The organism is Exiguobacterium sp. RIT452 (assembly GCF_003598705.1).
Taxonomy (GTDB): Bacteria; Bacillota; Bacilli; order Exiguobacteriales; family Exiguobacteriaceae; genus Exiguobacterium_A; species Exiguobacterium_A undae.
In genome coordinates this window covers 34172-48666 of the sequence record NZ_QXJB01000008.1, presented here as the reverse complement: position 1 = coordinate 48666, position 14495 = coordinate 34172, and the positions used below count along the sequence as shown (strand labels likewise).

Genomic DNA, 14495 nt, shown 5'->3' with positions numbered 1-14495 from the left:
TCAACGCTTCCACCCAATCATCCGCCGGTAGGAACTGAATGCCGGAAAAGCGAGAATCGCGACGGCAAGCCAGTATAAAAATTGATTTTCAGATGAGATGATACCGATGATGGCAGCAAGTAAAATCGTCGTATAGACAGAGAAGACGATGATCAAAAACGGATGGATCTTTGGAAAAACCGTAAAACGGCCGAGCCGTTCGTTTTCGCTTTTGACGTAAAGCAGACTGCCGGCACTGACTAAAATCACAAGCAACACCAGATTGTACAAGAGAGCACTCGTCAGATTTTCGCCCTGGAACAATAAGGTGAACGGGGAAGCGGTCGTCATCAAGAATTCGAAGACCGTCCCATCCTCATCCGTCAGACCGAGCCCCAGCGTCGTGATGGCGATGATCGCAAAGAAGGTCAGATAGTTCAGAAACAGCAGGAACAGCCCGAGCAACAATTGTCCGATGACATCGCCGGCAATCGTTCCCGCCAGCAAAAAGATGCTGAAGATGACGGCATCGAACAAGAAGTAGTATACGAAGTCGAGCGCCAAATCAGAGGGCGACACGTAGTCAAACGGATTGATGCCGCCAAGTACTTGTAAGAGAAGCCAACTGACGAAGAAACCGATGATTGGCAAAATCAGCAGGACAGCGACACCGATGCCCCATTTGATCCAGTAAAGTGTTTTTTTCTTAACAGGCAAGGCATGGAGCATCAAGCTCCGACCGCTTCCGCGTTCTTTTCCGAGCATTAAAATCGCGAAGACGGCAATCAAGATCGCGCCGAATCCGGCAAAACTCGGACTGACGAGGACGGATTGAATGATGTCTGCCTCTGCACCATCATATGTATCGAAGTTATCGATGACCGTATAACTGCCGAATGCGTAACTGAAGACCGCAAGCAGGAAAAACGAGGCGAGTGGCCAGATGCCTTGTTTGATATGATACCGAATCAGTTGTTTATACATGATGATCGCCTCCAAACGTTCCTAAAAAGTAATCTTCGAGTTGAACCGGTAATGCATCTTTCAGTAATGGATTCGTCTGATCGACATACATAGCTCCGGCTTCCGACCGGACGATCAGCGTCACGACCCGACCCGTCTGTGATAAGACATGGACATCATGATGTTGGAAATCCGGGACCGCTTCGTAGGCCAGCTGCCATTTTTGCATACTCGATTTCGCATCTTCAAGTGTTTTCGGTTCTTTGACGAGGTGTTGCTCGATTGTCATCACCCGGTCAGCCAGTGAATCCAGTTCCTCGAGTTGATGCGAGGCGATCAAGACGGCTGTTTGGCGTTCCGCGAGCAACGTGACCAGTTGTTTCAAATAGTCCCGTTTGTTGATCCGATCGAGCCCGTCCGTCGGTTCGTCCAGCAACAAGACGGGTGCGTTCGTTGCGAAGGCGAGCTGAAGTAAAAACAGTTGGGCCTGTCCTTTTGAGAGTGATGTCACGCGACGTCCACGGTCGAGGTTCGATGACCGGCAATAGTTTTCAATATATGTCCGCTCGAAATTCGGATAAAAGGCTTGGTAAAACTCCATCAATTCACCGAGTGTCATCTGCCGGTAGACACCAATCGAATCCGGCACTAAAAACAGGTGTTGCCGGGCGCTTGGAACATGATGAATCGACGATTGGTTCCACTCGACTTTTCCGCGTGACGGCTCGAGCGCTCCGACCAATGTTTTCAGTAAGGTCGTCTTCCCGGCACCATTGCGTCCGATCAACGCCGTAATCGTCCCGGCGGGTAATGTGAATGAGGCATTTTCATAAATCATCTTGGAATCAATCTGTTTGGTCAGGTGAGACACGGTCAACATGATGAATCCTCCCTTGTTTGGATAAGTAGTCTGTAAAGATCTTCGTTGGATATCGATAATTCATCGGCAATGATGCAAAGTGTCTGAATATGATTCTGGATTGCGGCCTGTTTGACCTGTTCCAGCGGTAAATCAGAAATGAACGAACCCTTCCCGCGCATCGTGACGATGAAATCACGGCTTTCGAGCTCCTGATAGGCGCGTGAGACCGTATTCGGATTAACGAGCAGGTTGCTCGCCAGCTCCCGGACGGACGGCATCTGTTCGCCGGACCGGAGCAAACCACGGGCAATCGCACGGATGATTTGGGCGACCAGCTGCTCATAAATCGGCAATGAACTTTTTGGATCGACCGTAAACATTCCCTTACCTCCCTAAGTGTATTAATTCAATTAGTACACTAATTATAGGAAGAACCTGTAAAAAAGTCAATTCAGGGTATATTCATTAATAGGTTCTCCCTTCATTCCAGTAAAATGAAAGAAACGCGATCGGAGGGAAAAAGATGAGATCAACGGGGACACTTTATTTTTTCTGCGGAAAAATGGGGGCAGGAAAATCGACTGCCGCTAAACGGATTGTCGAAGAACAACGGGCCGTTCTTCTATCAGAAGATGAATGGCTGAACGCACTGTATCCGAATCAAATTAAAACGTTTGACGACTATCTCGAATATGCAAAGCAGATGAGACCACTTGTGAAACAACATGTTCAACATCTTCTAGCTGTTGGCGTTGATGTCGTGATGGATTTTCCAGCGAATACGAAAAAACAGCGGAAATGGTTTTTGGACCTGGTATCAGAAATCGATGCCCACCATCAATTGATATTCTTGAATCGGACGAATGAGCAGTGTTTGCGTCAAATTGCTCAGCGGCGTCAGGAACAACCGGAACGAGCCGCTTTTGATACGGAAGCGATATTTCTTCAAGTCACAGATTACTTTGAAGTCCCGGTTGTTTCTGAAGGCATCAGGATCGTCGAATGGAAAGGCATGTGACCTTTTCTCGAAATTTGAAGTATTCTCTGCTTCTGCTACACATCACCGGTCGTTTCGTAAAGTCTGGAATATTTGCTATACTGACGACAGAAGAATCATCAGGAAGGATGACCGAGAATGTTAGATCGATTGAGTGCGTTAGAGGACCGATATGAAAAGTTGAACGACCTGTTGGCAGACCCAGCCATCATTAAAGATACAAATCAATTGCGTGAGGTGTCGAAGGAGCAGTCACAACTCGCACCGACGGTTGAAGTCTACCGTGTCTACCGTGACAAGATGGAGGCATACCAAGAGGCGCGTCACATGTTGACAGACCCCGAGATGCGCGATCTGGCGAAAGAAGAGGTTGCTGTCCTCGAGCCGGAAATCAAGGAACTCGAAACGAAGCTGAAAGCACTGCTCTTACCAAAAGATCCGAACGATGATAAAAACGTCATCGTCGAAATCCGTGGCGCAGCAGGCGGCGACGAAGCGGCGTTGTTTGCCGGCGACTTGTTCAAGATGTATTCGAAATTCGCGGAAAAACAAAACTGGAAGATTGAGATCATCGATGCCAGTTATACAGAACTCGGCGGCTATAAAGAAATTATCTTCATCGTCAAAGGAAGCGGTGCCTATTCGAAACTGAAATATGAAAATGGCGCCCACCGTGTCCAACGGGTACCGTCGACGGAATCCGGCGGACGGATCCACACCTCGACGGCGACCGTTGCCGTCCTACCGGAAGCAGAAGATGTCGAAGTCGAGATTCACGACAAGGACGTCCGGGTCGATACGTTCACCTCAAGCGGACCGGGCGGCCAGTCGGTCAATACGACCCAGTCAGCTGTCCGCGTGACGCACGTGCCGACGGGAATCGTCGCGAGTTGTCAAGATGAGAAGTCGCAAATCAAAAACAAAGAAAAAGCGATGAAGGTCTTACGGGCCCGTGTCTACGATAAGATTCAGCGCGAGCAACAGGCCGAATACGATGAAAAACGAAAATCAGCGGTTGGGACGGGCGACCGTTCCGAGCGGATCCGGACGTATAATTTTGCGCAGAACCGTGTGACGGATCACCGGATCGGTTTGACGATCCAAAAGCTCGATCGGATTCTCCAAGGGGAGATGGATGAAGTCATCGATACACTCGTCATGGAGTACCAGGCCCGTGCATCGGAGGCGGCAAACTGATGCGGATTGCAAAACGCCTGAATCAGGCACAAACGATGCTTGTGACGGCAGGTCGTGAGGCCTCTAGTGCCGAATGGTTACTTATGCACGTGTTGCAGGTCGACCGGACAGGGCTGTTGGTCCGCTTATCGGACGAACTCGAACCGGAACAGGACCTGTTGTTCAGTGAATATTTATTGGCGCATTTAAATGGTGTCCCGGTCCAACATTTGATCGGCTACCAGCCTTTTTACGGACGTGACTTCCGTGTCTCGCCCGCGGTCTTGATTCCGCGGCCGGAGACGGAAGAGTTGATTGAATTCGTGACGGGACGCCTGCAGGGAGAATCGTTCCAACCCGGCGAAATCGTGGATATCGGGACGGGCAGCGGGGCGATCTGTCTGACGCTTGCCCTGGAGCTTGGTCAGCCGGTCACGACGGTCGATATTTCGGCGGATGCCATTGTGGTCGCGAAAGAAAATCAGCAGACGCTTGGCGGCGATGTCACATTTTTAGAAGGTGATCTGCTCGCGCCGCTCGCCGATCAGTCGGTCCGCGTCCTCGTCTCAAATCCTCCTTATATTGAAGAAGATGAATTGCTCAGCGATGTCGTGTTTGATCATGAACCCCATCTCGCCTTGTTTGGCGGGAAAGACGGACTCGTGTTTTATCGGCGGCTGATTGAAGACAGCATACGTGTCTTACGGGATGATTTCCGTTTGATTGCGTTTGAGATTGGACACAATCAAGGACAAGAAGTGCAAATGATGTTAAAAAAACGTTATCCAACTGTAGAAACGGGTATTTTAAAAGATATAAACGGTAAAGACCGTATCGTGTATGCGGAACGAAAGGATTGTACGGAGTGAAGACGGAAATGATTCAACATCAGACATTAAACGAAGCGGTACGACTGTTAATAGAAGGGGAAGTCGTCGCGATTCCGACGGAGACCGTATATGGTCTTGCGGGAGATGCCACGAATGAAGCGGCCGTTCGGCGAATTTTCGCCGCGAAGGGCCGACCTTCCGACAATCCATTGATTGTCCATGTCGCGTCCGTCGAACAGGCAAAGCAGTTCGTCACTCATATTCCGGATGTCGCGACCCGCTTGATGGATACGTTTTGGCCGGGTGCCTTGACGATCATTCTCGAGTCAAACGGAAGTGCATCCTCACTCGTCACCGCAGGACTTGTTACGATTGGATTACGGATGCCGGACCATCCGCTCGCGCTTCAATTGATTGAAGCGACCGGGCTGGGTCTTGCCGCACCGAGTGCCAACCGATCCGGAAAACCTTCACCGACGTCATCTGCGCACGTCGCACATGACCTCTCGGGCCGCATCGCCGCAATCGTCGACGGCGGGGAAACCGGAATTGGTGTAGAATCGACGGTCATCGACTGTACCTCAAACCCACCGGTGATTTTACGACCGGGTGGCGTGACGCGGGAACAGATCGAATCGGTGATCGGCACGGTGGCACTCGATCCTGCCTTATCGATGAAGGATCAGACACCGAAGGCACCAGGAATGAAGTACACGCACTACGCACCGGAAGCGACACTATCCGTTGTGGCGGGCGACCTCTCATTTTTACAACAACTCATCGATGAAGCACGCCAAACCGGACAAAAGACAGGCGTCATTCTCTTTGACGGAGAGGACATCGAAGCTGATGTCCGCTGTTTCCTCGGAACGACGATGGAAACGGCAGCGCAACGTCTTTACGATTGTTTACGGCGATTTGATCAGACGACGGTGGATCAGATTTTTGTACGGGACCTATCAGAAGAAGGGGTTGGGCTAGCAGTCCGGAATCGGCTCCACAAGGCAGCAGGTGGTCGGATCATTCGCCCGTAAAGAAGGAGGATACTGAGATGAGCACACGTCGTGTATTGTTTATCTGTACAGGAAACACATGCCGAAGCCCGATGGCGATGGCATTATTGCGCTCAAAAGTAGCGGATCAAGAATTCGATGTCCGTTCAGCCGGTCTGCGTTCGATGCAAGGCTTTGATGCTTCTGAAAATGCGTTGCAAGTCTTACGTGAACGTGGAATCGAGCTTGAACATTATACGCAAGTCTTCGACGACGTCCTCGGGCGTTGGTCGGATATCATCTTGACGATGACCCGGAGTCACAAACAAGAAGTCGGCGAACGGTACCCGGAACTCAAAGACCGGACATTCACGCTGTATGAGTACGTGACGGGTCTTGAACGGGACATCAACGATCCGTATGGTGGATCGATGAACGTTTACCGGCAGGTCCGAAATGAACTCGAACCCCTCGTCAACCGTCTTGTGTTAAAATTGACGCAGAACGGAAACGGAAGAAAAGCACCGGACAACCGGAAACTTCCGAAAAAACAACCTAAACAAACGGGGGAATAGTAACGATGAAAGTAGCAATTGGAGCAGATCACGGTGGTTTTAAGCTGAAAGCAGAACTGACTGAACTTTTACAGGAGCTTGGGATTGATTATACGGACTTCGGCACCTATTCATCCGATTCGATTGATTATCCGGACGTCGCGATTCCTGTCGCGGAAGCTGTCGCAAACGGTGAGTTTGACCGCGGTATTCTGATTTGCGGTACTGGAATCGGAATCGGCATCGCTGCGAATAAAGTCAAAGGGATTCGGGCGGCACTTGTGCATGATACGTTCAGCGCGAAAGCGACACGTCAGCACAATAACTCGAATATCTTGACGATGGGAGAACGTGTCATCGGACCGGGTCTTGCCCGCGATATCGCTCAGATCTGGCTTGAGACCGAGTTCGAAGGCGGACGTCACGAAAACCGTGTCTGCAAAATCTCAGATTATGAGGTGAAGTAAATGGATTTGGAACAAATTAAACAGGATCTCGAAGCGTCACTGACCGAATTGAATGAGCGCTTCCCGTTAAAAGGGAAGTTGCTCGTCATCGGTTGTTCGACGAGCGAAGTCATCGGGAAACAAATCGGCAAAGCCGGTTCACCGGAAGTCGCGGAAGCGTTGTTTGACGTCTTCGACGCATTCCGTCGTTCGCATCAGGTCGATCTTGCGTTTCAAGGTTGTGAGCACATCAACCGTGCCTTGACGCTCGAGCGGCAAATCGTCGAACGCCTTGGTCTTGAAGCCGTCACGGTCGTTCCGGTTCCGGAAGCGGGTGGTTCGATGGCAAGCGTCGCTTATCAACGTTTCTCAGCACCGGTCGTCGTCGAAGCGATTCAGGCGGATGCCGGGATCGATATCGGCGATACGTTCATCGGGATGCATTTAAAACAAGTGGCGATTCCTGTGCGCCTGCCGCACAAGGAAATCGGAGAAGCGCACGTGACGGCTGCCGTCACACGACCAAAATTGATTGGCGGCGCTCGCGCTAAATACGAATGATTTGTGCAAGGGGTTGCATTCCCCTTGCTTTTTTAATGTGTTTTTAGAGGGTGCCCGTTATCGATTATTCGTGTTAAGATAGTGCTATCGAAATGAATGGGGGAATTCAGATGGAACAAACACCGCTTACGTATCTGAAACAGCAAGACGAGGAACTCTTTTCGGCCATGCGCAAGGAACTGGGACGTCAACGCGATAATATCGAATTGATCGCTTCAGAAAACTTTGTCTCACAAGCTGTCATGGAAGCTCAAGGCAGCGTGCTGACGAACAAATACGCAGAAGGTTACCCGGGACGTCGTTATTACGGAGGTTGTGAGTTCGTTGATTTAGCGGAGAACTTGGCGCGTGATCGGGCGAAAGCCATCTTTGGTGCTGAGCATGCCAACGTGCAACCGCACTCTGGGGCGCAAGCCAACATGGCGGTTTACTTCACGATTCTCGATCAGGGCGACACAGTCCTCGGGATGAATCTTTCGCATGGTGGTCACTTGACGCACGGCAGTCCTGTGAATTTCTCCGGTGTTCAATACAACTTCGTCGAATATGGTGTCGATCCACAAACAGAGATGATCGATTACGATGTCGTCGCGAAGCTGGCAGAAGAACACAAACCAAAATTGATCGTTGCGGGAGCATCGGCTTATCCGCGCGTCATCGACTTCAAACGATTCCGTGAAATCGCGGACAGTGTCGGTGCCTACCTGATGGTCGACATGGCCCACATCGCAGGACTCGTCGCAGCAGGCGTTCACCCGAACCCGGTCGAACACGCCCACTTCGTCACGACGACGACGCATAAGACATTGCGTGGTCCACGCGGCGGAATGATCTTGTGTAAGGAAGAACACGCAAAAGCGATCGATAAAGCGATTTTCCCTGGCATCCAGGGTGGTCCGCTCATGCACGTCATCGCAGCAAAAGCCGTTGCCTTTGCAGAAGCCTTGGCACCGGACTTCAAGGACTACATCAATCAAGTCGTCGCGAACGCAAAAGTGCTCGGCGAAGAGTTGACGGCACGTGGTCTGCGGATCGTCTCCGGCGGTACGGACAATCACTTGCTGCTTGTTGACCTGCAACCGCTCGGTATCACAGGGAAGCTGGCGGAGCATGCGCTGGACGAAGCCGGCATCACGGTCAATAAAAATACGATTCCGTTTGACCCGGCAAGCCCGTTCGTCACAAGCGGAATCCGGATTGGAACGGCGGCGATGACATCACGCGGTTTCAAAGAAGCCGAGATGAAACAAATCGCAGAACTGATCGAGCTTGTTCTGAAAAATCCAGAAGACAACGAAACACTGACAAGTGCCCACCAGCAAGTCTTGGCTTTGACAGGTCGTTTCCCGCTTTACCCGGAACGCGGTTAAGTTTCGGAAGCATCAAGACCACCTCGACCTTTTCGAACGATGAGAAGTGCGGGGTGGTTTTTCTGATGGCATGAACCAGATTGGAAAGGAGTGACGACAGTGGAAATTTTAGTGGTAGAGGACGACTTGAACATCCAGCGGCTTGTCCGCGAGACGTTGGAAGCAGACGGACACCGGGTCCGGGCGACTGCAGACGGGAACGAAGCGGCGCACTGGATCGACGGGCAGGTATTTGAAGCCGCGGTGCTCGATGTGATGATCCCGGGACGAAGCGGCTTTGAATTATGCGCTCGGTTACGGGCAAGTCAGGAAATTCCGATTTTGATGCTGACGGCACTCGGCGAGCTGACGGATAAACGCGAGGGCTTTACAGCCGGAGCGGACGACTACATCACAAAACCGTTTGATCCGGAGGAATTGCTGTTTCGTCTGCATGCCGTCGCGCGGCGTTATCAAAAAGCCGCCATCCCGGTCATGCGGTTCGGGGACGTCACGATCGATAAACGGAGCCAACAGCTGATGATCGGGACGACCCGCTTGACGATTCCAAGACGTGAGTTTGAACTGTTGCACCAGCTGGTCAGTTTCCCGGGACGGGTCTTCAGTCGCGAGGAATTAATCGAACACGTCTGGGGACTCGACTTCATGGGGGACGACCGGACGATCGACGTCCATATCAAGCGACTCCGCAACCGTCTGCAGGAGACGGACGCGATCGAGATCCAGACCGTCCGAGGACTCGGCTATCGATTGGAGGTCCGCTCATGAAATCGTTATATACGAAGATTGTGGGTCTCGTCTGCCTCGTGTTGCTCGGTTCGGCCTTGATCGCCTTATTGATCAGTAACGTGTTGTACTACACCGTCTTACAAGCGTCTTACAGTCAAAAGGTTGAAGAGGCGGTTCAGACGTCGTTTGCCTATTACGAACAGCACGGGGACCAGCAGGTCGATTCCTTCTACGAAATGCTCAGTGCGACCGGTTTTCAATTGTACGTCGTCTCGGAATCGGGTCAGGTGAAACGGTACGGCAATCCGTTCCGTGACGAAACATTGGCACCCGACGTCATTCAATCGGTGCAGGACGGGCAGGTCTATCAGGGGATGCGGGAGTATCCGTTCCATCTGTTTTTACTCGGACTGTTTGATAATGAAGTCATCAATACGTATGGTGCGTCCTTGAAGACGGAGACGGGCACAGACGCTGTTTTCATCCGCCCTGATCTAAGCCGGCAGATTCGCGAACTGCACCTATTCGTGGGTGCCTTCTTGGCACTGCTCGTCTTGATCAGCTTCCTGCTGCTTGTCTTTTCGATCCGTTACCTCGTCCGGCCGATCAAACGATTGACGACAGCGACAGAACAGATGACAGCTGGAGATTATTCCGTCACGGTCGCGACGACCGGTCAGGATGAAATCGGGGAACTGTCGCGCCGGTTTGACGAGATGGCGCAAGCTGTCGCAAAATCAGACGCCGAACGGAAAACGTTTGTCGCGAACGTCTCCCATGAATTCCAATCGCCCTTAACGACGATCAAAGGGTATGCCGGACAGCTTGAACAGACAGCCGGACCGGACGACCGGGCGAAACTGGTGACGATTGGACAAGAGGCGGCGCGGATGGCGGAATTGACACGGCAACTGCTTGTACTCGCCCGACTGGACGAAGGACGGCAATTGGCGCGGCATCCGGTGTTGCTGGGGCAAGCGATTCAGGCGACGTTACAGACACTCAGCTATCAACTGGATGAGCAAGGCATCGCGGTCGCTCTGACCGTACCGGACGACACGGTCATTCTCGCAAACGAGATGGCGCTCGAGCAGATTTTCCATAACATCATCCGCAATGCACTGCATGTCTCGACCGACGGACAACTGATTTCGATTCAAGCCGAGACCGCAGGAAGTACGGTGACGGTCCGGATCAGTGATGAAGGACCGGGCATGACGCCGGACATGATCGAACATGCCTTTGAACGGTTTTATCAAGGCGATGCCTCGCGTGGTGCAACCGGGACGGGGCTCGGTCTCGCAATCGTTCAGGAGACGATCCATCAACTCGGTGGAACGGTTCGGATCGAGTCACGACTCGGCGTGGGCACGACGTTTGTTTTGACTTTTCCACAAGCCGATTAACTTGTTCATGTTCCGTTCATCTTCAGACTTTAAGATAAACCTGTAACGAAAGAAGCAGGAGGGATAGAGCATGAAGATGGGGTGGCGTGAATTAATTCGGATGAAGCAACGATTCACCTTGATGGCGGTCGTGACAACCTTGATCGTCTTATTGATTTTAATGATTTCCGGGCTCGCGGACGGACTGGCCTATGATAACGGAGCCGTCGTTCGGAACTTACCGGTTGAGCACGTGGCGCTGAGCCAAGATGCGGAAGGACAACTGACACGGTCGTTTTTGGAACAAACGGACCAGCCGGCTGGAACGGAAGCGTTGGGTGTCCAAAGTATGGTCCTTGAGAAACAGAATGGGACAAAAGATGATGTGACAGTGTTTGCGTCTCCGGCGGATACGGTTTATGGACCGAAGGAACTGGCGACATTGCAGCCGGGACAAGTCCTGGTTGATACGCAGTATGCCAAGCAAAGCGGGACAGCCGTCGGGGATACGATCACGGATTTCCGGACGAAGACGACGTTTGAAATCGTCGGGACGGTCAGCGATGGACGGTACAGCCATGCACCGGTGCTCTGGACGACACTCGAGACGTGGAAGGCATGGCAAGATAAGATGAAGACGAATTATGTGTCGGCCTTCATCAGTCAGGAGCCGATCAAGACGGATCTTGCGACCTATACCCAACAACAGATTGTCGAACAAGTACCGGGTTATGCGGCGGAACAAAATTCCTTCCAAATGATGCGGATTGCCCTCGTCTTGATCGGTTCCTTGATTTTGACCGCCTTTTTCTACATCTTGACGATGCAGAAGATGAAGCAACTCGGTATCTTAAAAGCCATCGGGATCCGGACACGAACGATTGGTCAAGGATTGGTCTTACAGGTCTTTCTGTTGACGACCGTTTCGTTTGCGATCAGCCTGCTGCTGACTTGGACAATCGGTCAGCTCTTACCGGGTGACCTGCCGTTCCGGTTTGAATGGACAACAAGTTTCGGCTACGGCGGATTAATTGTGCTGACAGCGATGCTTGGTGGTCTGATACCGTTACGTGCCTTGAAAAAACTGGAGCCGGCGGATGCGATGGGAGGAATGACCGGATGATCAAGATGACACAGGTTGAACAAACGTATGGAGAGATGAAAGTCCTGCACGACGTTTCATTCGAAGCCGGGACAGGCGAACTGATTGCCCTCGTCGGACCGAGCGGCAGCGGGAAAAGTACGTTATTACAATTGCTTGGTCTGTTGCAGACACCTTCATCCGGCATGATTCAATTTGACGGCAGTCCGCTCGGTAATACGTCGGACGAAGGACGGCGGCAGATGCGGCTCGAGGAAATCGGCTTCATCTTTCAGGAGTCGCACCTTGTTCCGTTTCTGACGGCAGCGGAACAACTGGAGCTCGTCGCAGAAGAAGCCGGACGCACGATCGATGCGGCGGCTCAGCTCGAAGTGTTCGGGTTAGGTGACCGATGTGAGCATTTGCCGCACGCCTTATCCGGCGGGGAACGGCAACGGGTCGCGATCGCCCGGGCGCTCGTCAATGACCCGCGTCTCGTCTTGGCGGATGAACCGACGGCGAGCCTCGATTATTCGAACGCGCAACAGGTGATGGAATTGTTGCGGAAGCAGGCGCATGTGTACGGGAAGACCGTCATCGTCATCACGCATGATGACCGGATGCTGTCGTACTGTGACCGTGTCTTGCGGATGGAAGACGGATACGTTCAGGAATTAGATTAAGATCTGATGCTCGGCCTGCGGTTGTTTTGATTCATAAACAATCAAGGACCGGGCACTTTTTTTGTTATACTGGTCAGTATACGAATAATTTAAGGGTGGCATCTGAATCATGAATTTATCTAAATTTATCCAATCTGAATTAGAAGCGGTCAATACTGCACAAATCACGAAGTGGTTAGAAGATAAAAGTTTATCGAAGCGTGAGTATAAGCGCCTGATTGAAGATTTTAAGGCAATCATCATCATGGAACAAGCTGGTTTTTATGAACAAGCGGATGTACGCTTCATGCAATGGAAAAACCTTCCGTTGCCGGCGGAAATCTACCGCTACCGTTTGGCAATTGCCGGAAAAGCGGGAGGTAAACGGTTGATTCGGAAACGATTTTCAACGTTTCCACCGGCTGTACAAAACCATACTCAATTAAAAGCATGGAAAAAAATTGTACAGTTGAATCCGGTCTGGTTGGGCGGTCTGATGCTGGCAGGTCTATTGTTGGTCGGAGTTACACAACTTGAATTTCCTGAAGAAGCTGCGCCTGAAAAACCTTCTGAACAGGTGAACGTGGAACAAAAACTGGCAGCTTTAGAAAAAGAAGTTGAACAATTAAAAGAAAAAAATGACAAGTTGACAGTTTCCGAAGAAAAAAAAGACGAATCGAATAAACCAAAAGAAGATGCAAAAAAAGTTGAGCCTCAGGCTACGACGAAAAATCCAAAGCAAGCGCTTGAAGAGGCGGTTTCTTCCGTTCAATCGAAAAACTATAAGACAGCGAACCAATTATTGACGGGCAACGTGTTAACCAATAAGGAGACAGCCGGTATGGCACGTTTCTACAAGCTGATTGCAGCAGGAAAGTTGAAAGAGACGAAACAAGAAGATTATCTCGCTTATCGAAAGGACTTTCCGGAGTCGGGTTACATGAGTGATGTGTTGTGGATGCAGGCCGTTTATGAACAGAAAAATAAAGTCGGCAACTATAAAATGACCTTGCAGGAACTGGCTAAACAACCGGATAACGAATGGTCGTATGCGGCGAAGGCGATTTTGGAAGGGAAAAGTACACTTGGGGACTGATTAAAAGAAAACAGTTCCCAAGCAGTCACTTTTTAGAGTACAATGCGAAAAGAGAATGGAGAGGAGATGCAAAACAATGAGTAAAGTACATGTATTTGATCACCCATTGATTCAGCACAAGATGACGATCATGCGTAAAGTCGAAACAGGAACGAAACAATTCCGGGAGCTTGTCGACGAAGTGGCTTCATTGATGGCATATGAACTCACGCGTGACCTTCCACTCACAGACGTTGAAATCGAGACACCGGTCACGAAAACGACGCAGAAGATGATTGAAGGCAAGAAACTGGGAATCGTTCCGATTCTTCGTGCCGGTCTTGGAATGGTCGACGGCATGCTTCGCATGATGCCGAACGTCAAAGTGGGTCACATCGGTCTTTACCGTGATCCGGAGACACTTGAGCCGACAGAATACTATCTCAAATTACCGACAGACGTTGCGGAACGTGACTTCGTCGTCGTTGATCCGATGCTTGCGACAGGCGGTTCTGCCTCTGACGCAATCTCCTCTTTAAAGAAACAAGGCGCACAAAGCATTAAGCTGGCGTGTCTCTGTGCAGCACCTGAAGGCGTCAAACGTGTTCAGGAAGAACATCCGGATGTCGATATTTATCTTGCGGCACTCGATGAGAAATTAAATGACCATGGTTACATCGTCCCTGGACTCGGGGATGCGGGTGACCGTCTGTTTGGTACGAAGTAACGGACAGAATGTGAGACGCTTCCTGCGAAGGGAGCGTCTTTTTTTCATTTTCAGTGAAGACGGGCGGGAACTGCGCGTCTGATGGGGAATATGTTTTAATAAGAAA

The 14495-nt window shown here is 51.0% G+C and carries 17 protein-coding genes; 14 read left to right on the top strand and 3 right to left on the bottom strand.

What is annotated here, in order from left to right; translation table 11 throughout:
- The 3 genes from D3D03_RS14535 to D3D03_RS14525 are packed head-to-tail and all read right to left on the bottom strand — an operon-like array spanning position 1 to position 2184.
- Positions 1 to 963, bottom strand: a complete 963-nt coding sequence (locus tag D3D03_RS14535; protein ID WP_119923983.1) for a hypothetical protein — start codon at positions 961 to 963, stop codon at positions 1 to 3.
- A complete protein-coding gene (locus tag D3D03_RS14530) occupies positions 956 to 1822 on the bottom strand; it encodes an ATP-binding cassette domain-containing protein (protein ID WP_119923982.1) in 867 nt (288 codons plus the stop codon). Before D3D03_RS14530 ends, D3D03_RS14535 begins: the two co-directional genes overlap by 8 nt.
- Positions 1816 to 2184, bottom strand: a complete 369-nt coding sequence (locus D3D03_RS14525) for a GntR family transcriptional regulator (RefSeq protein WP_119923981.1) — start codon at positions 2182 to 2184, stop codon at positions 1816 to 1818. The genes D3D03_RS14530 and D3D03_RS14525 overlap by 7 nt, the downstream gene beginning before the upstream one ends.
- Positions 2185 to 2327: 143 nt before the next feature.
- Between D3D03_RS14525 and D3D03_RS14520 the strand changes: the two genes are divergently transcribed.
- The 14 genes from D3D03_RS14520 (at position 2328) to upp (ending at position 14389) form a co-directional block, all read left to right on the top strand.
- Entirely contained in the window at positions 2328 to 2822 is a 495-nt protein-coding gene (locus D3D03_RS14520; RefSeq protein ID WP_119923980.1) for a P-loop nucleotide/nucleoside kinase family protein, read from the top strand.
- 117 nt (positions 2823 to 2939) lie between these two features.
- Positions 2940 to 3998: a peptide chain release factor 1 gene (prfA, locus tag D3D03_RS14515; RefSeq protein ID WP_026831910.1), complete on the top strand. Its 1059-nt coding sequence runs from the start codon at positions 2940 to 2942 to the stop codon at positions 3996 to 3998.
- The gene (prmC, locus tag D3D03_RS14510) at positions 3998 to 4846 is read left to right on the top strand and encodes a peptide chain release factor N(5)-glutamine methyltransferase (protein WP_119923979.1); all 849 of its coding nucleotides are present in this window, start codon (positions 3998 to 4000) and stop codon (positions 4844 to 4846) included. Before prfA ends, prmC begins: the two co-directional genes overlap by 1 nt.
- Entirely contained in the window at positions 4843 to 5841 is a 999-nt protein-coding gene (locus tag D3D03_RS14505; RefSeq protein WP_119923978.1) for an L-threonylcarbamoyladenylate synthase, read from the top strand. The genes prmC and D3D03_RS14505 overlap by 4 nt, the downstream gene beginning before the upstream one ends.
- 17 nt (positions 5842 to 5858) lie before the next feature.
- On the top strand, positions 5859 to 6374 hold the full coding sequence (locus D3D03_RS14500; protein WP_012371560.1) for a low molecular weight protein arginine phosphatase: 516 nt from the start codon (positions 5859 to 5861) through the stop codon (positions 6372 to 6374).
- A 5-nt stretch (positions 6375 to 6379) separates the two neighbouring features.
- Positions 6380 to 6820 (top strand): ribose 5-phosphate isomerase B, encoded by a 441-nt coding sequence (gene rpiB / locus D3D03_RS14495; RefSeq protein WP_119923977.1) that lies wholly within the window; start codon positions 6380 to 6382, stop codon positions 6818 to 6820.
- Entirely contained in the window at positions 6821 to 7360 is a 540-nt protein-coding gene (locus D3D03_RS14490) for a TIGR01440 family protein (RefSeq protein WP_026831914.1), read from the top strand. It begins immediately after the preceding gene.
- A 110-nt stretch (positions 7361 to 7470) separates the two neighbouring features.
- Entirely contained in the window at positions 7471 to 8730 is a 1260-nt protein-coding gene (glyA, locus tag D3D03_RS14485; RefSeq protein WP_026831915.1) for a serine hydroxymethyltransferase, read from the top strand.
- 99 nt (positions 8731 to 8829) lie between these two features.
- Positions 8830 to 9498, top strand: a complete 669-nt coding sequence (locus D3D03_RS14480) for a response regulator transcription factor (protein WP_119923976.1) — start codon at positions 8830 to 8832, stop codon at positions 9496 to 9498.
- Positions 9495 to 10865: a sensor histidine kinase gene (locus D3D03_RS14475; protein WP_119923975.1), complete on the top strand. Its 1371-nt coding sequence runs from the start codon at positions 9495 to 9497 to the stop codon at positions 10863 to 10865. The genes D3D03_RS14480 and D3D03_RS14475 overlap by 4 nt, the downstream gene beginning before the upstream one ends.
- Positions 10866 to 10935: 70 nt before the next feature.
- Complete coding sequence (locus D3D03_RS14470; protein WP_119923974.1) at positions 10936 to 11967, top strand: ABC transporter permease; 1032 nt, start codon at positions 10936 to 10938, stop codon at positions 11965 to 11967.
- Complete coding sequence (locus D3D03_RS14465) at positions 11964 to 12608, top strand: ABC transporter ATP-binding protein (RefSeq protein WP_119923973.1); 645 nt, start codon at positions 11964 to 11966, stop codon at positions 12606 to 12608. Before D3D03_RS14470 ends, D3D03_RS14465 begins: the two co-directional genes overlap by 4 nt.
- Before the next feature lie 109 nt (positions 12609 to 12717).
- The gene (locus tag D3D03_RS14460) at positions 12718 to 13683 is read left to right on the top strand and encodes a hypothetical protein (RefSeq protein WP_119923972.1); all 966 of its coding nucleotides are present in this window, start codon (positions 12718 to 12720) and stop codon (positions 13681 to 13683) included.
- Positions 13684 to 13759: 76 nt separating this feature from the next.
- The gene (gene upp, locus D3D03_RS14455; RefSeq protein ID WP_026831921.1) at positions 13760 to 14389 is read left to right on the top strand and encodes a uracil phosphoribosyltransferase; all 630 of its coding nucleotides are present in this window, start codon (positions 13760 to 13762) and stop codon (positions 14387 to 14389) included.
- Positions 14390 to 14495 lie beyond the last annotated feature (106 nt).